Here is a 17,893-nt window from a genome sequence, read left to right as displayed (position 1 = left end):
GCCCGCCGTCAGTTCTTTGGGCAGACGGATGCGTCTGAGTCGTCGCGGAGGTAGGCCGTACTTTCCTCCGGCGTGAGGTCGCGGCCGAAGGTGCGGCAGATCTGCTTGATGATCTTGTCGGGTCGGGGGGATGTGGTGATGTCCCACAGTTGCGCTGTTCCATCGAGGCTCGCGGTCGCGAGGAGACGGCCCTTTGGGCTGAATGCCAGTGAGTTCACACCACTGAGGCTGGCGAGGCGTGTGGTGCGGGTCTTGCCGCTGGCCGCGTCCCGCAGCCTGACGGTCCCGTCTTGGCTGCCAGTGGCGAGGATGTCGCGTTGAGGGTGGAACGCCACTGCGCTGACGGCCCCGGCGTGCTCGGTCAGAATGGCGATCGGCCGACCGGTGTCCGCGTTCCACAGGCGGGCGGTTCCGTCTGCGCTGCCGGTGGCGACAGTGTCGCCGTCGGGGCTGAACGCCACTGACCAGATTGGGCCATTGTGTCCGGTCAGGGTGCGGAGGAGCTTTCCGTCCGAGTTCCAGAGCTTCGCCGTCGAGTCGTCGCCGGCCGTGGCGAGGATGCGGCTGTCGGGACTGAACGTCATGTCACGCACCGAGTTGCTGTGTGCGCTGAAGTGGGTGCGAGACACACCGGTGTCCGGGTCCCGTAGGTGGACGGTGCCGTCCCCGCCCCCGGTGGCGAGGGTCTTGCCGTCACGGCTGAAGGCCACCGAGCGCACCGGAGAGTTGTGATCCGCCAGTGGGGCTCGGCTCTGCCCCTTCTTTGTGTCCCAGAGCCGGACGGTTTTGTCTTCGCTTGCGGTGGCGACCATGTCGTCGTCGGGATGGAAGGCCACGGCATTCACCAAATCGCTGTGTTCGGTGAGTTCCCTGCCGGGCAGCCCGGTGTCCGCGTTCCACAGACGGGCGGAGTTGTCAGTGCTGGCGGTGACGATGGTCTGACCGTCAGTGCTGAACGCCAGCAACAACAACCCACCCGTGTGCCCTTTCAGGGTGAAGCGGTCCTTGCCGGCGTTCGCGTCCCACAGGCGTACCGTCGTGTCACGACCTGAGGAGGCGAGGGTACGGCTGTCGGTGCTGAACGCCAGTGCCAACACCTCGTTCGCGTGACCGGCGAAGGTGGCGCGAAGTGCGTGGGTATCCGTGTCCCACAGCTCCACGAAGCGATCGGTGGCGGTGGCGAGGGTCTTGCCGTCCGGGCTGAAGGCGACCACGTGGGCTGTGTCCGACAGCTCGGTCCAGCTCTTGCCGGTGCTCGGATCTCTCAGGTGAACGTAGTCGCCGTCCGTGGTGGCAAGGGTGTCGCCCTCCGGGCTGAATGCCACCGAAGTCACCGGATATTCGTGGCCCTTGAGCGTGGTGAGGAGTTCGCCGGCTTCCGTGTCCCACAGGCGGACGGTCTTGTCGTCGCTGCCGGTTGCGAGGGTGTGGCTCTTGGGGCGGAAGGCCACTGACGTGACATGACCCGTGTGCCCTCTGAGGGTCTTGAGGTGTTTGCCGGTTTTCGTGTCCCACAGGCGGACGGTCTTGTCGTCGCTGCCGGTTGCGATGGTGCGGCCGTCGTGGCTGAACGCCACCGCCCTGACCTGGTCGGTGTGTTCAGCGAGTGTTCTTAGGTGTGTGCCGTCCGCCGGGTTCCACAGGCGGACGAGCCGGTCGGCGCCTGCGGTTGCGAGGGTGTGGCTCTTGGGGTGGAAGGCCACCGCGTTCACCGGATTGTCGTGCGCGAAGAATCTCCGGAGGGGCTTCATCGTGGTCGCGTGACGCAGCCGGACGGTGTTGTCGGCACCGGCGCTGGCGAAGACGCGACCGTCGGGGCTGTACGCCACCGCACGCACCTCGTCGTCGTGCCCGTACAGGCGGCGGTGCGGCTGCAGGGCCGCGGCGCTGCTCAGGCTGTCCACGGCTTCGGACGTATGGCTGCTGCCGTAGGCCTTGACCGCCAGCAGCGCGGAGAGTTCCGGGTTGGTGCCGAGGAGTTCACTGGACTGCGCGGCAAGCTCCCGCGACAGCGCCCGCTCCTTCGCGTTGCCCACCCTGATCCCCTGCCACAGCGCACCCCCCGCCGCCAGCAGTGCGAGGACCAGCAGTCCGCTGAGGACGCCGATGAGCATCCGGTTCCGCCGGATCGCGGACCGATGGCGCTGCTTGCTCGCCGTCAGGAACTCCGCGATGTCCGCCGGGAGTCGCCGCCGCTGGGACAGCTCGATGCCCTCTTCCAGCGCCGTCCCGCCCAGCAGGTCCCCCGGGTCCTTCCTGTCGGCCCAGTGGACCTGGCGTTCGCGGGTGCGGTTGAGCCAGTCCTGGAAGCGGTGGTCCTGGTCCACCCACTTGCGCAGGGCGCCCCAGTCGCGGATGAGGGCCTCATGGATCAGCTCGGCCACCGGTTCCCCGGGCTGGGCGCCGAGGTGCTCCGGGGCCCGCAGCGTCTGGGTCGTGATGATGCGGCGACGGGCGAGCGCGGCGATGACGGCGTCGACGTCCGTCCGCCCCTCCCCGTCGCCCGGGTCCGCCGCCAGGTCGCGCAGCTCGTGGAGGGGAACCTGCGTGCGTACGGCGGTGATGTTGTGGCTGGGATCGCCGGGGTGGACCAGGGAGGTGAGGGCCCGTCGGGCGATGTCCTGCTGCTCGGGGGAGAGTTCGTCGAGCGCGCTGTCGCACCATGTGGTGACGCTGCCGCTGACCTCTCCGATGCGCTCGTACTCCTCGTGGGTGAGATATCCGTCGTGCCGCCGGTTCCACAGCTGCTGGAGCGTCATCTCCAGCAGCGGCAGCACGGTGACCGCCGCCTGGCGGGTGATGGCCGCTCCGGGGGTGATGTCCAGTACGTCGCCGATGATCCGTTCGGGCAGTCCCGGCTGGAAGCGGAGACCGACGTCCTCGGCGGGCAGGACGATGATGTCGTGCAGGTCCTGCCGGCCGAGGGTGCCCGGCACGTTGAGCAGGCCCGGCATGGCGGCGTCCAGCAACTTGGGGGCGAGAGCGGCCAGTTGCGGATAGAAGTCGTCCCGCATGATCAGGATCACGGTGATCTTGGTGTAGGCGTCGGCGGCCTCGGTGACCTCGTCGATCACGGCCAGCAGGTTCCGCAGCCGGCCGTTGGTGCTCTGCACCAGCAGTTCCTCGAACTGGTCGATCACGAGGAGGACGCGCCCGAACGACAGCTCCGCCGCCAGTCTGCGGTTGACGGCCGCGATGATGCCGTCCTCGCTCGCCCCGGGCAGCCCGGCACGCTCGATCTCGGCGAGCATGTCCTTTCTGGGCCGCGTCAGCACCGGCAGCCACCGGTCACTGCCCGGCAGTTCCCCCTCCGCGAGCGCGCGCAGCACGCCCGCCTGGATCAGCGACGACTTGCCCGACCCGGACGGCCCGAGCAGCAGTGTCAGCCGCCGTTGCCGGGCCAGGTTCGCCACGACCTGCCGTACCGCCTCTGCCCGGCCCTGGAACCATCGGGCATGCTCGGCGGTGAACGGCTCCAGGCCCCGGTACGGGCACACCTCCTGCTCGGCCAGCTCCGGCAGGATCTCCCGCAGAACCTCGGTGGGGGTGGCGTACGCGATGCCCTGGCCGCGTTCCCACATGTCCGGCGCGGTGATCTCGGTGAGCATGCCGATGGCCAGGCCGGTCACCTCGTCGAGGACGGGGCCGCCGCTGAATCCGGTGGTGAGGTCGTTGGCGCCGGTCAGCTGGAGATGCGCGCCCCGGTCGTCCGTGGCGGGCAGCGGATCGCCGGCCTCGGCGTAGCCGTAGTGCCCTTCGGGATGGGCCTGCGAGGGGAATCCGTACGAGCGCACCTTGTGGCCCCGGCAGCCCTCCGAGGAGCCGAGCGGCAGGACGCGCGCCCCGGCCGGCGTACCGCTGAGCCGGATGAAGGCCACGTCCTCGTCCTCGGCGGAACGCCACAGCTCCTGCGGAACGCTGCCCTCCAGCCGGTCGGCGTCGACCACGTGCGGGAAGGACAGCAGGACCGTCGTGCCGGGACCGCCGCCGGCCGCCTCGACGACGTGCGCGCAGGTGACCAGCACATCCTCGGCCACCAGGAATCCGGTCCCGGCCACCCGGCCGTCCGGGGTGAGGATCTGGGCCACCGCCGTCGGCAGGTCGGAGGGCATGCCGTCCCCCGGCGCACCCTGCTCGCCGGTCATGACGCATCCGCCTGCGGGTCGTTCTTCCAGGCCACGGTCACCTTCAGATGGCACCCGGCCTGGGTCTTGGTGATCACGGCCCCGGCCTCGAACGCGAGGTCGACGCCGAACTCGACGGTGATCTCGTCGGGCCGGGCCTTGCGCAGCGAAGCGAGGGTGGCCCGAGCGGCCTCCGCGATCGGCTCCAGGGCGCCTTCGAGGGTGACCGGCAGCTCGCGCACGGTATCGCCGATGCGGCCGGCTTTCACCGGCCCCGCGTCCGGCGGACCCGGTTCCTCGACCAGCAGCCAGCCTCCGCCACCCAGGGGTATCCGAGTCAGTGGTGTCACGAACGCCACTCTTCGTGAACCTGGCATATGCCGCACGCCGGAGTGGGCCGTCCGCGTGCCCCGTCAGCCAGTCACACCGGCCTGGCGCAGCCCACCGGTTTCTCGCCCTGGAGCTGTACGTACAACGCCGTCGACACCGGGCACTTCGCGCGGGTCGCGGTCGCCTTCGTCACCTCGTACTCCGGTTTCTTCCCGCTCTTGCCGTCGCAGGGCGTCTCGCGGACCTGGCCGTCGCCGGAGCTGTAGACGCAGTCGCCGACGATGGTGCGCGGACCGCCTCCGCCGCCCGGGTCGCCGGGGTGCGGTGGGGTGAGGTTGCGCATACAGGCGTAGCCCTGCGGGACGGCGCCGTCGCCGTCCTCGTCGGAGGACGGGCTCTGTTCGCTGATGTGCAGCACGAAGTCCGTGGTGCCCGGGCACAGCGGACCGTCGCCCACCGCGCCGTCGAAGCGCGCCACGACCCGTGCCGCCGCCCGCTCGCTGGTGCACGAGACCTCGGTGAAGCTGGTCTTTCCGAAGGAACTGCACTCGTCGACCGAGAGGAAGGCCGCCCCGTACCCCGAGGGCCGGGTGGGTGCGACCTCGTTGCTGAGCCGGCTGTCACCGTCGGTGGTGGCGCCGTCCGTCGAGTTCTGGCATCCCGTCAACAGGGCGGCGAGCAGTGCCAGCAGTGCGCACACCACCCCCATGGAACATCTCTCACGCATCGCAGTCCCCCCGGATACCCCCGCCCAGCGTGACCCGCCGCAGCGGGCACACGCCAGACGTGCGGGGTGCTTTGCGCCCTTTGGGGGGCGTACGCCGGGTGTGTGGCGTACGCGCACTACGTCTAATACGACAAGCCGTACCCGATCGGATACAGCACCGCGGTCGGATCGTCGGCCTTCTGCACCGGCACCGGCAGCCTCCCGCGCGGCGCCGCCCTCCCCGCGATCACCCGTGCGGCGGCCCGCAGTTCGACGTCGGTCCAGGAGTACGCGGCCACGACGGCCGGTACGGAGGGCAGTTGAGCCACGTCGAACGGGTTGCGGACCGCGATCGCGACCACCGGCCTGCCCGTCGCGACGAGCTGCTCGACGAGCGTCCTCTGGCTGCTGGTCGCCGAGACGTTGTACGTCCCCACGACCACCGCGTCCACGTCCTGCGCCGCCGCGACCGCCTTGGCGATGGTGGCGGCGGACGGTGCCGTACCGGTCGACAGGGCCGTGGCCGTGAAGCCGAGCTCGGTGAACGCGGCCGCGAGCACGCCGGTCGGCGGGCCCGTCGTACCGGACGGGGAGGCCGGGTCGGCGCCGACGACGAGGAGCCTGCGCGGCGACAGGGGCAGCAACCTGCCCTTGTTGACCAGCAGCGTCGTCGTCCGCTGGGCGATCCGGTCGGCCTCCGCGAGGTGCGCGGGGATGCCGACGGTCCGGGTGACGCCGGCCTGGCTGACGTACGGAGCCTCGAAGAGCCGCAGCTTCGCCTTCAGCCGCAGCACCCGCAGGATCGACTCGTCGAGCCTTGCCTCGGTCAGCTCCCCGTCCCGTACGGCCTTCAGGACGGCGTTCCAGGCGACGTCCAGGTTCGGCGGGTTGAGGAGCTGGTCCACCCCCGCCTTCAGCGCGAGCACGGGCACGCGGTCGTCACCGTACTTCGTGCGGACGCCCTCCATGCCGAGGGAGTCGGTGACGATCACACCGTCGTAGCCGAGCTCCTCGCGCAGGATGCCGTTCAGGATGGGGCGGGAGAGTGTGGCCGGATCACCGGAGTCGTCGAGGGCCGGGACCATGATGTGCGCGGTCATGATCGAGTCGATGCCGGCGGCGATCGCCGCGCGGAACGGGGGAGCGTCGAGCTTGTCCCACTGGGCGCGGGTGTGGGTGATGACCGGGAAGCCGTAGTGGCTGTCGACGGCGGTGTCCCCGTGTCCGGGGAAGTGCTTGGCGGTGGCGGCGACCTGCCGCGACCGCTGGTACCCGCCGACCTCGGCGGCCACCATCGCGGCCACCGCGCCCGGGTCGGCGCCGAAGGAGCGGACACCGATGACGGGGTTGGCCGCGTTGACGTTGACGTCGGCGACGGGGGAGTAGTTCTGCCGGATGCCCAGGGCTCTGAGCTCCCGCCCCGCGATACGGCCCAGGGTGCGGGCGTCTTTGCGGGAGCGGCCGGCACCGATGGCCATCGCGCCCGGGAAGAGGGTGGCGGGCTCGCCCACCCGGCAGACGATGCCGTGCTCCTGGTCGGTGGAGACGAGGACGGGCAGGCCCCGGGGGAGGGTGAGGGACGCCTTCTGGATGCCGTTGGACAGGTCGGCGATCTGGTGCGGATCCCGGGTGTTGTGCGCCCAGGTGAAGTAGATGATGCCGCCGACGCGGTACTTGGCGATCAGTTCGGCGGCCGTGCGGACGCCGATCTCCTTGAGGTTGGCGTCGATGTCGGCCTGGTCGGGGGCGGTGGCGGAGTGGCCGTAGACCCGCATCACGAAGAGCTGGCCGACCTTCTCTTCCAGGGTCATACGGGAGACGAGGGAGCGGAGCTTCTTGTCGTCCGCGTATGCGGTCCCGCCGGCGGCGAGGGTGGCGGCGACTCCCGCGGTGGCGGCGAGGACGGTACGTCTGGAGGGCACGTGCGCTCCTTCCGGAGGTGATCCGCTGAAGGAAACTTCCGAGGAGTCACCAATATCCGGGAAGTTTCTGCCAGTCAAGGGAGTGCACATTAACCCGGGGTCAGCCCGGGGCCCGGCAATGAGGGGCCGCCATCGGCGCTGTTGGAGGGGGGCGCGCCGATGGCGGCGTGCTGCCGGCCGCAGTACGGCGGAGAGGGTAAGTCAGCGTTCGCAGCCAGCAGCGAGGCCGACACCGCACCGCGGTGACTCTCCGACAGCTTGCGGGTTGGACGAGCGGGGGTGGGGCGGGGTTCCCGGGTTGGCCCCGAATCCCGGAAGTTGGTGAGCCCGGGGTCAACGGGACGGATGGGCCGCCACTTCGGGCCAGTGCGCCTGTCCTCGGTCGGGCGGTGCTGTTCTCCGGTGCAGTGCGGTTGGCCGGTCGCCCGAGGCTGCGGTGGGTCTCGTCCGGAGGTGTCGGTCGTCGTGGGTGGTCCATCCCGTGGACGGCCCGGCGTCGGAGGGGGACGTCGGCCGATCATGAGGGTATGCCCGCAGTCGACATTCCCGGTTCCAAGTCCATCACCGCCCGCGCACTCTTTCTCGCGGCGGCGGCCGACGGAGTCACCACGCTCGTGCGTCCCCTGAGGTCGGACGACACGGAGGGCTTCGCGGAGGGGCTGACGCGGCTCGGGTACCGGGTGGGGCGGACGCCGGACGCGTGGCAGGTCGACGGGCGCCCGCAGGGCCCCGCGGTGCCCGAGGCGGACGTGTACTGCCGGGACGGCGCGACGACGGCACGCTTCCTGCCGACACTGGCGGCGGCCGGGCACGGCACGTACCGCTTCGACGCCTCGGAGCAGATGCGGCGCAGGCCACTGCTGCCCCTGACCCGTGCCCTGCGCGACCTGGGCGTGGACCTGCGGCACGAGCAGGCCGAGGGCCACCACCCGCTGACGGTACGGGCGGCCGGCGTCGAGGGCGGCGAGGTGGTGCTGGACGCGGGTCAGTCCTCGCAGTACCTGACCGCACTGCTGCTCCTCGGCCCGCTGACCCGCAAGGGCCTGCGGATCCGGGTGACGGACCTGGTCTCGGTGCCGTACGTGGAGATCACGATCGCGATGATGCGGGCGTTCGGCGTGGAGGTCGGCCGGGAGGGGAACGTCTTCCTGGTCCCGCCGGGCGGCTACCGCGCGACGACGTACGCGATCGAACCGGACGCCTCCACGGCCAGTTACTTCTTCGCCGCGGCGGCGGTGACCCCGGGCGCCGAGGTGACGGTCCCGGGCCTGGGGACCGGCGCGCTCCAGGGCGACCTGGGCTTCGTCGACGTACTGCGGCGGATGGGCGCGCAGGTGTCGGTCGGCGCGTCGGGCACGACGGTCCGGGGGACGGCCGCACTGCGCGGCCTGACCGTCAACATGCGGGACATCTCGGACACGATGCCGACGCTGGCGGCGATCGCGCCCTTCGCGGACGGCCCGGTCCGTATCGAGGACGTGGCGAACACCCGGGTCAAGGAGTGCGACCGCCTGGAGGCGTGCGCGCAGAACCTGCGACGGCTCGGGGCGCGGGTGACGACGGGTCCGGACTGGATCGAGATCCAGCCGGGTGCGGCCGGTGCGGGCGCGGAGATCACCTCGTTCGGCGACCACCGCATCGTCATGTCCTTCGCGGTCACGGGGTTGCGCGTGCCGGGTATTTCGTTCGACGACCCGGGGTGCGTACGCAAGACTTTCCCCGGTTTCCACGAGGTGTTCGCGGAGTTGAAGGGTCGGCTGGGGGATGGCGTTCAAGCTTGAAGGTCCGGTGCTGGAGGGTGAGTTGGTGCGCCTGGAGCCGCTCTCGCACTCGCATGTGACCGAGTTGGCGGTGGCGGCGGAGGAGGACCGGGGCACGTACGCGTTCACCTGGGTGCCGAGGGCCGACGAGGTGGCGGACTACGTCGACGCGCAGCTCGCCCGGGCCGCGACCGGCCGGCTGGCACCGTACGCCCAGATCTCCAGGGCGACGGGCCGCGTGGTGGGCGCGACGTCCTACTGGGAGCCGCGCAGCTGGCGCTCGGACGACACCCTGGACGCGATCGAGATCGGCTTCACCTGGCTGGCCCGTTCCTCCCAGGGCACCGGCGTCAACGCCGAGGCCAAGCTCCTCCTCTTCCGCCACGCCTTCGAGGTGTGGAACGTGTCGAGAGTGGACCTGAAGACGGACGCCAGAAACGCCCGCTCCCGAGCGGCGATCGAAAGCGTCGGCGCCCACTTCGAGGGCGTCCTGCGCAACTGGTCCCGCTCCTGGGCCCCCGGCGAGGACAACCACCTGAGGGACTCGGCGATCTTCTCGATCACGGCAGCCGAATGGCCGGAGCGCCGGAAGCGCCTGGAGCAGCGGGTGGCAAGGTCCATCCCCAGGTTTGGGTGATCGGCAGATCCGTCCTACGCCGGACCCCGGCGACCTGCGGTTTTGCGCCTAGGTCTGGGACACATCTGCCAATCGCCGCGCCTCCGCGCCCAGCTGGTCCCGGATCACCTCCAGGACCGGGTCCGCTTCCGCGCCGGTGCGGACCGCCGCGAAGATGTTCCGTGAGGGAGGGGCGCCCTGCGGGGTCAGTACCGCCAGTGCGCGGTGGGCGTACAGGGGGTGGACCAGGCGGGGGATCAGGGCCACGCCCGCTCCCGCCTCCACCAGGGCCGCCAGCGCGCCCCAGTCGTTCACGGCGTGCCGGATGTCCGGGGTGAAGCCGGACGTCGCGCAGACGGCGCGGGCGATCGCGCCCACGCAGCTGCGGGCGTCCCCCGCGATCCAGGTCTCGCCGGCCAGCTCCCGCAGCGGAACCCGCCCGCGTCCCGCCAGCCGGTGCTCCGCCGGGACCACGATGTCCATCACGTCCGTCAGCAGGTCGGACCGGCTGTAGCGGCGGTCCGTGTGGGGCGGGGTCGCCGCGAAGTCCACCGCCACGGCCACGTCCACCTGGCCGGCGTCCAGGGCCGTGAACAGGTCCGGCGGTTCCGCCTCCACGACGTCGACGCGGACGTGCGGGAGGTGTTCGGCCAGTCCTCGCAGCACTCCCGGCAGCAGGCCCAGGATGCCGCTGGAGAAGCAGCCGATGGTCACCGAGCCGCGGCCGCCGCTCCCGTACGCCGCCAAGTCGGCCCGGGCCCGCTCCAGTTGGGCGGCGATCTCGTCGGCGTGGGCCAGCAGGACGCGGGCCTGTCCGGTGAGCCGCACGCCTCGGCCGTCCCGTTCCGTCAGGGGTGCCCCGATCTCGCGGGCCAGCGCGGAGAGCTGTTGCGAGACCGCCGACGGGGTCAGGTGCAGGGCCTCGGCCGTTCTCGCCAGACTGCCCCGGCGCTGGAGTTCGCGCAGGACGGTCAGACGGCGCAGATCGACTGTGAAGGTCTCACTTACCTGTTCCATCGAGAAAGGTTAACTGGACCCCAGGGGCGGGTTCGGAAACGATCGATGCCATGACCGCCTACCTCATCCTCCACGGCTGGCAGAACCACCGGCCCAAGGACCACTGGCAGCACTGGCTCGCCGACCGTCTCGGCGAGCTCGGTCACCAGGTGACGTATCCGCAGCTGCCCGACCCGGACGACCCGGACCTGGAGGTGTGGCTCGGTGAACTCGCGCGCCATCTTGCGCAGGACGCCCCGGACGTCGTCGTCGCCCACAGCGCCTCCGTCCTGCTGTGGCTGCACGCCGTCGCCCGCGGGATCGCCGGGCCCGGTGACGTGGACCGTGTCCTGCTCGTCGGCCCGCCCTCCCCCTCCGTCCTCGCGCGGTACCCCGAGGTCGCCGGGTTCGCGCCGCCCTCGCTGGACCTCACCCTCCCCGGGCCGACCCTGCTCGTCGCCGGCGACGACGACCCGTACTGCGAGGGGGGCGCGCAGGCCGTCTACGGCGACCCTCTCGGCATCCCCACCACACTCCTCCCCGGCGCGGGCCACCTCGACCTGAACGCCGGTTACGGCTCCTGGCCCTCCGTCCTGGAGTGGTGCCTGGACCCGGCCGCCGAGTTCACGGTCCGGCCGGAGCGGTAGCCGCACCGGGCGCGCCCGTCCGCCGCAGTTCCGGCGTCGTGACGCCCACCGCCGTCACCGCCGCCAGACACATCAGCCCGCCGGAGATCAGCGCCGTCGCGCCCGAGGACCAGCCCGCGACCAGGCCGCCGCGCAGATTGCCGAGGTGGGGGCCCGCCTGGCCGACGATCGTCTCGGCGGCGGTGACGCGGCCGAGGAGGGCGTCGGGGGTGAGGGTCTGGACGATGGTCGTACGGGAGAGAACGGCGAGGGCGTCCGCCGCGCCGGCCAGGGCCAGCAGCCCCAGGCCCGCCCAGGCGCTGGTCGTCAGGCCGAAGAGGAAGAGGGCCGCGCCCCAGCCGGCGGACGCGCACAGCATCACCGGGCCGGGGCGGGCCAGCCGGGTCACCGGGCCGGAGAAGGCCGTCGCGGTGACCCCGCCCACGGCCAGCGCCGACAGGAACAGGCCGAGGGCGCGTGGGTCGCCGCCGAAGCGTTCCTCGTTGACCAGGGGGAACAACGACGTGGGCATCGCCAGGAGACAGGCCGCGAGGTCCGTCAGCAGCGCGCCGCGCACCGCGCGGTGGCCGGTCAGAAAGCGCAGACCGTCCAGGACGCCGTGGACGCCGGGCCGGGACCTGGCGCCCTCGGGTGGCAGCGCGGGCAGGCCGTAGGCGCCGTAGAAGGACAGCGCGAAGCTCAGGGTGTCCAGCAGGTAGCAGACGCCGATGCCCCACCAGCCGAGGACGACACCGGCGACGGCGGGGCCGACCAGCATCATCGCCTGGCCGGTGACCTGCTGGAGGGCGAGACCGGCGGCCACCTGCTCCTTGGGCAGCAGCCGGGGTACGAACACACCCGCCGCTGGAGCGCCGAGCGCGGCGAAGGACGTCTGGGCCGCCACCAGCACGAGGACCACGGGCACCGGCGCGTGTCCGGCGAAGCCCTGCACGGTCAGCAGCAGGGAGCAGACCGCCGAACCGACGGTGCCGGTGAGATACATACGGCGGCGGTCGACGCGGTCGGCCCAGGCGCCCGCGAACAGACTGACGGCGACCATCGGCACCGCCTGCGCGATGCCGACCGCGCCGCTCCAGAACGCGCTGTGCGTCATGTCCCAGACCTGGTACATGACGGTGACCATGGTCATGAAGCTGCCGAGCGTGGACACGGTGCGCCCGAACAGCAGCCGCCGGAAGACGGGGGAGGTGCGCAGGGGCCGGACGTCGAGGAGCACGTCGGACAGGCTCATGAGAGGGGGACCGGGAGCGGGGTGGGCTGATGCACCCGGGGACGCTAACCGGCCCCCGGTCCCTGAGCCACTGAATTAGTCACGCGATCAGTCACGCGATCAGTCACGCGCTCTCGTTCAGGAGCCGGGCCAGGTGCTCGCGGCCCGCGCCCAGCAGCTCGGGAAGCGGTGCGGCACCCTCGTACCAGCGCTTCTCGTACTCCCAGCACAGCCAGCCGTCCCAGCCGTGGCGGGAGAGGACCTCGACGCACTCGGCGAGGGGCAGTACGCCCGCGCCGAGCGGGAGCGGGGTGGTGTCGTCGGGCGAGGCGATGTCCTTGACCTGGACGTACCCGAGGAACGGGGAGAGCGCCGCGTAGGTCTCCGAGGGCTGCTCGCCGCCCAGCCAGGTGTGCATGACGTCCCAGAGCGAGCCGACGTTGCGGTGGCCGACCGGGCCGAGGACACGGATCGCGTCGGCTCCGGTGCGGTGCGAGTCGTGGGTCTCCAGGAGGACACGTACCTGGGCGTCCGCCGCGTACTCCGCCGCCGTGCCCAGGCGCCGCGCCGCCGTCGCGTCGGCCTCGGCGGTCGACTGCTCGGGGCTCGCGCCGGGGAAGACACGGATGTACGGGGCGCCCAGGTCGCGGGCGAGGTCCAGGAGGGCGCGGATCTCCGCCAGCACCGGCTCGTCGTCGCCCGGCGCGGCCACGCGCGCGTACCCGGCGAGACCCAGGATCTCCACCCCGGCCGCCTTGAACTCGGCCACCACGTCGGCCCGTTGGGCGGCATCGATGCCGGGATGCACCGCCTCTTCCGGGTGCGCGCGCAGCTCTACGCCGTGATAGCCGTGCGTGTTCGCGAGGCGGAGCACCTCGGGGACGGGGAGACCGGGGACGCCGAGAGTGGAGAACGCCAGCTTCATGCTCCGGACTCTACGCGTCACTCCTGGGTGGCGTGCAGATCCAGGCGCCAGTCCTGGCCGACCAGGTCCTTGCCGAAGGAGCGGTGCGGTTTCTCGGCGACGAGGACGAAGCCGTGGCGCTGGTAGATGTGGCGGGCGGAGGCGAGGATGTCATTCGTCCACAGGACCAGGTCGCGGTAGCCGACACCGCGTGCGAAGTCGATGACGGCCGAGACGAGCCGGTCGCCGATGCCGAGTCCGCGCGCGTCCGGCTCGACCAGCAGCAGGCGCAGCCGGGCCGTGCCGGGTGCCTCGTCCCGTACGCACATCACGCAGCCCACCGGCCGGCCGTCGAGCTCCGCGATCCACACCCGCTCCAGGTGCGGGTCGTGGTCCTCCGCGAAGTCGGCGACGATCCGGGCCACCAGCCCCTCGTAGTCGGCGTTGAAGCCGTGCTCCGCGGTGTAGAGGGCGGCGTTGCGCTGCACGATCCACCCCAGGTCGCCCGGGCCCGGTTCGCGCAGCAGGACGTCCTCGCGGCGGGGAGGGCGGCCGTCGGAGAGAAGCCCCCGGACGGTCCGCATGGCCTCGGCGAGACGGGGACGGTCGGCCGGCGGGACCGTGGCGAGCAGGGCGCCCACGGATTCGTCCGCGCGCTCGGCGAGCAGTGCGGCGGTCTCCCGACCCCGCGCCGTGAGCGTCACACGCCTGCGACGCGGGTCGCGGCGCGACGGGGTGCGCTCGATCAGCCCGTCCTGCTCGAACTTGTTGAGGATCCGGCTCAAATAGCCCGCGTCCAGGGAGAGTTCACCCCGCAGGTCCGCCGCGTCCGTACGCGGGGAATGCGCGAGCTCGTACAGGACGCGGGACTCGGTGAGGGTGTACGGGGCGTACAGCTGACGGCTGTAGTCGAGGGCGCCGATGACGTTGGTGTAGAAGCGGTTGAAGGCGCGGATGTCCTGGACGGTCATGATCGTCGGTTCCCTCCTCGACCCCTTCGCCAACCCTCGAATGGTTGACTCAGTCAGAGATACCGTACGACGGCCCCGCACCTCCGTCCAGGGTCAGGCCCGGCGATACTCGCGGACCTGCGTCCCCGTCGGCGCGGTGGCCGTCGAGCCGGTGCGCCCTCGGGGGATTGCCGGCGGGGCTCGCGGCCGACGCCATGAGCGAACGGGGGTTTGCGGCGGGGGAGTTGTTCCCAGCCTCTAGGGCATGACGACGACCACACCGGCGTACGACGCCCACGCGGACTGGTACAACCACTACATGTCGCCGACCTCGGGCGGCGAGTACTTCGCCCGGGTGCACACGACGCTGAGGGAGCTGCTGGGCCCCGGCGAGGGGATCTGTCTCGACGTCTGCTGCGGCACCGGCGCCCACGCGTCCGTGGCGGCGGAACTCGGCCGGACCCCGTTCGGCGTCGACCTCTCCGGCGGTCAGCTCCGCCACGCGGCCGGCCGGCTGCCGGTCGCGGTCGCCGACGCGACGGCACTGCCGCTGGCCGACGCCTCGGTGCCGGCCGCGATGTGTGTGCTGGCGAGCACGGACGTCCCCGACTATGCGGCCGTCCTTCGGGAGATCGCCAGGGTGCTGGCGCCCGGCGGACGGTTCGTGCACCTGGGCGTGCACCCCTGCTTCGTCGGCGCGTTCGCCGACTGGCGGGAGCGGGGGCGGGTGGTGCTGGACGAGCGGTACGCCGACCGGGCCCGCACCCTCGACTCCTGGAACCCCGCCGGTGTACGGGCCCGGGTGGGGGCCTGGCACATCCCGCTGGCCGATCTCCTGAACGCCGTGGTGGCGGCGGGGCTGCGGTTGGAGCGGACCGTCGAAGTCGGGCCGGGCGGGGTCCCGGAGCTGTTCGGATTCGTGGCGGTCGGATGAGGTTCGTGCCGGAAATCCCGGGCCCCTAGAGAAACGCTTGCGTTTCGTTAAACCTCCTCGTAGGCTGTCGGTACGAAACCGTTTCGTATCGAAAGAGCGTGCCGACAGATGGGGAGGTGGACCGCGATGACAGGTTCTCCGGTGTTCCTGGCCGTCGTCCTCTCCCTGGTCTCGGCGATCTGCTACGCGGCGGCCGCGGTCGTCCAGGAGCGGACCGCCGCCGGGACCACGAGCGTGCGCGGGGCGCTGGCCCGCGGCGCGTGGTGGGGGTCCGTGCTCCTCAACGCCTCCGGTGCGCTGCTGCACGTGGCCGCCCTGCGCTACGGACCGCTGACCCTGGTGCAGCCGCTCGGCGCGCTGAGCCTCGTGCTGGCGGTACCGCTGGGCTCGCTGGTCTCGGGCCGCCGGACCTCGGGCACGCAGTGGAGCGGCACGGCCTTCACCCTCGTAGGACTGACGACCTTGCTGGCTGTCACGGCTTCGGGGCGCGTGAACACCCTGAGCGCCACCGAGGTCGTGCTGGTGGCACTCGCCGCCGCGGCGGCCGTCGCGATGCTCTCGGCCCGGGGCGGACTCGCGGTCGCCGCCGCGTCCGGTATCGCCTCCGGCGTCGGCTCCACGCTGGCACAGAAGCTCGCGGTCGGCCCGACGCTCTCCTGGACCACGGCGCTGGTGGCGCTCCTGACGGTCGCCTTCGCGGTGGGCGGCCTGCTGCTCTCCCAGAAGGCCTACCGCCACGGCCTCGGCGGCCCCCTCGCCCTCCTCACCCTCGTCAACCCCGTCACCGCGGCCGCCATCGGCATCACCCTCCTCGGCGAGGGCTTCCGCTACGGCACCACAGGCACCCTCCTCGCCCTCACCGCCGCCGCGGCCGCCGTACACGGCGTGACACTCCTCAGCCGTCCGGAGACCGCCCCGGACGCCGGACGGGTGAAGCCCGCGCTCCCCGTCCCCGCCCCGCCGGTGCGCACCGAACCCCTGCGCCCCCTCCCCGTCTCCGTCGAACTGACCGGCGCGAGCCGGGCCATGTGAGAGGCAGAACCCGAAGATGACGATCCTGCAGATGCCCCCTCGGACCGCCGTACGCAGGGCGGGACTGGTGGACGTACCCGCCGTGGTGCGCCTGTTCGCGATGCCGGAACACTCCGCCGTGGACCGGGACCAGGCACAGCGCGCCATGCGGCTGATGCTGGCCCACTACGCGCTCGAGGAGGGCCAGGTCTGGGTGGCCGAGCGTGCGGACGGCACCCTTCTCGCGGCCGCCGTGTGGCTGCCGCCCGGCACCGAGTCCCCCCACACCCGCTTCAGCGGCCTCTTCGCCCGCGAACTCGCCGCCCCGCTGCCGCAGGAGCCGGTCCTGCCGACCGCACTGAAGCGGGCCAAGCCCGACGCGCCGCACTGGAGCGTGGTCACCGTCTGCACACCGGACGACTCGGAGGCCTGGGACCGCAGAGTGGTGTCCGACCTGCTCTCCCCGGGCCTGCACACCGCCGACGAGGAGGGCGCCGACGCGGTCGCGGTCACCCTCTCGCCCCGCCACATGGACCCACTGCGCCCGCTGGGCTTCCGCGCCCCGCACCAGGTCCCGTTCGCCGAGGGCGCTGGGGTATGGCTGGCGACCCGCCGTCCGGTGCCCCGCCTGGCCGCGTGACGTCCCTACGGGCACCCCGGTGAGGCGACCGCGTCGACCCCGGCCTCCCGCAGCCTGCGCGCGAGAAGCTCCACCTCGGGCGTCGTCCCCGCGTACGCCCCACCCCAGACCTGCTCCAACACGTCCTTGGCGGCACCGAGTTCGAGCCCGAGCGCGGCACGCAGCACACGCAGCACGGTGACCCGATGCGCGGGCGCCCGCAGCCGCAGTACGGTGGCCCCGTGCTCGGCGAGAAGTTGTTCCCGTACGTCGTCCGACAACTCGCCCCCGCAGTCGGCGACGGCGAACCGGCAGGCGGCGCACGTCACTTCGACGTCCCATCGCAAGGAGTCACCGACGAGAGCCTGCACTCCGACCCATTCGGCGGGGGAGCGGCATTGGGGACAGGGCGTGGTGCGGCGTAGGGACGCGTACGCGTGCACGGACACGAGATGCCTCACCCCTCATAGGTAGGAGAAGAACCGGGTCTCCCATGTGACCGGATCGTTCGGGCTCCCGTCCCAGTCGACTTCGGGATACCAGCCGGCCAGGCCGCTCACCCCGTCATACGGCCGCAGCAACAGCCGCTGCGGAACCCGCACATACCCCAGGTCGGACAGCGCCGACTCGATGATCCGCCGCTCGGCCTCGGTGAGCGCGCATTCCGTCCCGCCGTCGGCGGCGGTGACCAGGGCCAGGTCCCCGAAGTTGCTGAGATCGACACTGAGGGCCACACCGGCATCGGTCGCCGCGGCGGGGACGTGGATGCCGAAGTACGCACTGGCATCCTGCCGCGACACACCCCTGCACGGCTGCCCGAACTCCCGGCTCAGCCGATCAAGCAGCACACTCCTCATGAACCCGGCCCGCTCATGGTCGTACCCATAGGGAAACTCAAGGTGCTCCGGCCCCGGCAAACGGTCCAGAGCATCCAACAAATCGAGAATCCGCCGATCGCCTTCCACACCCAAGTCATACAACAGAACCCCGAAAGCGACCGAAGCCCCGCCCGGCGCCACAGAACGAGGACACACCGCCCCACCCGCGCCTTCAGCAGGCCTGCCGTCCCGATCCCCCACCCACCCGCAGGCGGCTCCGCCTTCCGACGCCGGTCGGGGTCTTTCAGCCGGCCCGGCGTTCGAGGACGAGGGCTTACCGTCCCGA

Annotated in this window: 16 protein-coding genes; 6 read left to right on the top strand and 10 right to left on the bottom strand. The window is 71.6% G+C overall.

Going from position 1 to position 17,893, the window contains the following annotated elements:
* Nucleotides 1-8: 8 nt before the first annotated feature.
* The 4 genes from TN53_RS24950 to TN53_RS24935 all read right to left on the bottom strand — a co-directional run bounded on the left by TN53_RS24950 (nt 9) and on the right by TN53_RS24935 (nt 7,082).
* Entirely contained in the window at nt 9-4,145 is a 4,137-nt protein-coding gene (locus tag TN53_RS24950) for a trypsin-like peptidase domain-containing protein (RefSeq protein WP_052745300.1), read from the bottom strand.
* Entirely contained in the window at nt 4,142-4,474 is a 333-nt protein-coding gene (locus TN53_RS24945; protein WP_052745302.1) for a CU044_2847 family protein, read from the bottom strand. The genes TN53_RS24950 and TN53_RS24945 overlap by 4 nt, the downstream gene beginning before the upstream one ends.
* Nucleotides 4,475-4,545: 71 nt before the next feature.
* A complete protein-coding gene (locus TN53_RS24940) occupies nt 4,546-5,181 on the bottom strand; it encodes a hypothetical protein (protein ID WP_046260870.1) in 636 nt (211 codons plus the stop codon).
* Nucleotides 5,182-5,303: 122 nt separating this feature from the next.
* The gene (locus tag TN53_RS24935) at nt 5,304-7,082 is read right to left on the bottom strand and encodes a glycoside hydrolase family 3 protein (RefSeq protein WP_046260869.1); all 1,779 of its coding nucleotides are present in this window, start codon (nt 7,080-7,082) and stop codon (nt 5,304-5,306) included.
* A gap of 527 nt (nt 7,083-7,609) precedes the next feature.
* On the opposite strand from TN53_RS24935, the gene aroA reads away from it, so the two are divergent.
* Both aroA and TN53_RS24925 read left to right on the top strand, forming a co-directional pair.
* A complete protein-coding gene (aroA, locus tag TN53_RS24930; RefSeq protein WP_046260868.1) occupies nt 7,610-8,863 on the top strand; it encodes a 3-phosphoshikimate 1-carboxyvinyltransferase in 1,254 nt (417 codons plus the stop codon).
* Nucleotides 8,847-9,479 (top strand): GNAT family N-acetyltransferase, encoded by a 633-nt coding sequence (locus TN53_RS24925; RefSeq protein WP_046260867.1) that lies wholly within the window; start codon nt 8,847-8,849, stop codon nt 9,477-9,479. Before aroA ends, TN53_RS24925 begins: the two co-directional genes overlap by 17 nt.
* A 48-nt stretch (nt 9,480-9,527) precedes the next feature.
* Here the strand turns inward: TN53_RS24925 and TN53_RS24920 are convergent, their stop codons facing one another.
* The gene (locus tag TN53_RS24920) at nt 9,528-10,475 is read right to left on the bottom strand and encodes a LysR family transcriptional regulator (protein ID WP_046260866.1); all 948 of its coding nucleotides are present in this window, start codon (nt 10,473-10,475) and stop codon (nt 9,528-9,530) included.
* Between the two features lie 50 nt (nt 10,476-10,525).
* Between TN53_RS24920 and TN53_RS24915 the strand changes: the two genes are divergently transcribed.
* Entirely contained in the window at nt 10,526-11,101 is a 576-nt protein-coding gene (locus TN53_RS24915) for an alpha/beta hydrolase (protein ID WP_046260865.1), read from the top strand.
* Here the strand turns inward: TN53_RS24915 and TN53_RS24910 are convergent.
* From TN53_RS24910 to TN53_RS24900, 3 genes are all read right to left on the bottom strand, one after another.
* The gene (locus TN53_RS24910) at nt 11,079-12,332 is read right to left on the bottom strand and encodes an MFS transporter (RefSeq protein ID WP_046260864.1); all 1,254 of its coding nucleotides are present in this window, start codon (nt 12,330-12,332) and stop codon (nt 11,079-11,081) included. The genes TN53_RS24915 and TN53_RS24910 overlap by 23 nt on opposite strands.
* A gap of 103 nt (nt 12,333-12,435) precedes the next feature.
* Nucleotides 12,436-13,236 (bottom strand): sugar phosphate isomerase/epimerase family protein, encoded by an 801-nt coding sequence (locus TN53_RS24905; protein ID WP_046260863.1) that lies wholly within the window; start codon nt 13,234-13,236, stop codon nt 12,436-12,438.
* 17 nt (nt 13,237-13,253) lie between these two features.
* Nucleotides 13,254-14,186 (bottom strand): bifunctional helix-turn-helix transcriptional regulator/GNAT family N-acetyltransferase, encoded by a 933-nt coding sequence (locus tag TN53_RS24900; protein WP_046260862.1) that lies wholly within the window; start codon nt 14,184-14,186, stop codon nt 13,254-13,256.
* Between the two features lie 244 nt (nt 14,187-14,430).
* Between TN53_RS24900 and TN53_RS24895 the strand changes: the two genes are divergently transcribed.
* The 3 genes from TN53_RS24895 (at nt 14,431) to TN53_RS24885 (ending at nt 16,750) form a co-directional block, all read left to right on the top strand.
* Nucleotides 14,431-15,099, top strand: coding sequence for a class I SAM-dependent methyltransferase (locus tag TN53_RS24895; protein ID WP_046260861.1), 669 nt, complete (start codon nt 14,431-14,433; stop codon nt 15,097-15,099).
* Nucleotides 15,100-15,225: 126 nt separating this feature from the next.
* On the top strand, nt 15,226-16,131 hold the full coding sequence (locus TN53_RS24890; protein WP_046260860.1) for a hypothetical protein: 906 nt from the start codon (nt 15,226-15,228) through the stop codon (nt 16,129-16,131).
* Nucleotides 16,132-16,162: 31 nt separating this feature from the next.
* Complete coding sequence (locus TN53_RS24885) at nt 16,163-16,750, top strand: hypothetical protein (RefSeq protein WP_159038191.1); 588 nt, start codon at nt 16,163-16,165, stop codon at nt 16,748-16,750.
* Nucleotides 16,751-16,755: 5 nt separating this feature from the next.
* On the opposite strand, the gene TN53_RS24880 is transcribed toward TN53_RS24885, so the two are convergent.
* Together TN53_RS24880 and TN53_RS24875 are read right to left on the bottom strand one after the other, a co-directional pair.
* Nucleotides 16,756-17,100: a hypothetical protein gene (locus tag TN53_RS24880; RefSeq protein ID WP_234441701.1), complete on the bottom strand. Its 345-nt coding sequence runs from the start codon at nt 17,098-17,100 to the stop codon at nt 16,756-16,758.
* 93 nt (nt 17,101-17,193) lie between these two features.
* Nucleotides 17,194-17,694 carry a hypothetical protein gene (locus TN53_RS24875; RefSeq protein WP_199924645.1) on the bottom strand — a complete coding sequence of 167 codons (501 nt, stop codon included), beginning with the start codon at nt 17,692-17,694 and terminating at the stop codon, nt 17,194-17,196.
* Nucleotides 17,695-17,893: the final 199 nt, after the last annotated feature.

Source organism: Streptomyces sp. WM6386 (genome assembly GCF_000972385.1).
Classification (GTDB): Bacteria; Actinomycetota; Actinomycetes; order Streptomycetales; family Streptomycetaceae; genus Streptomyces.
This window is presented reverse-complemented; position numbering and strand designations above follow the sequence as displayed.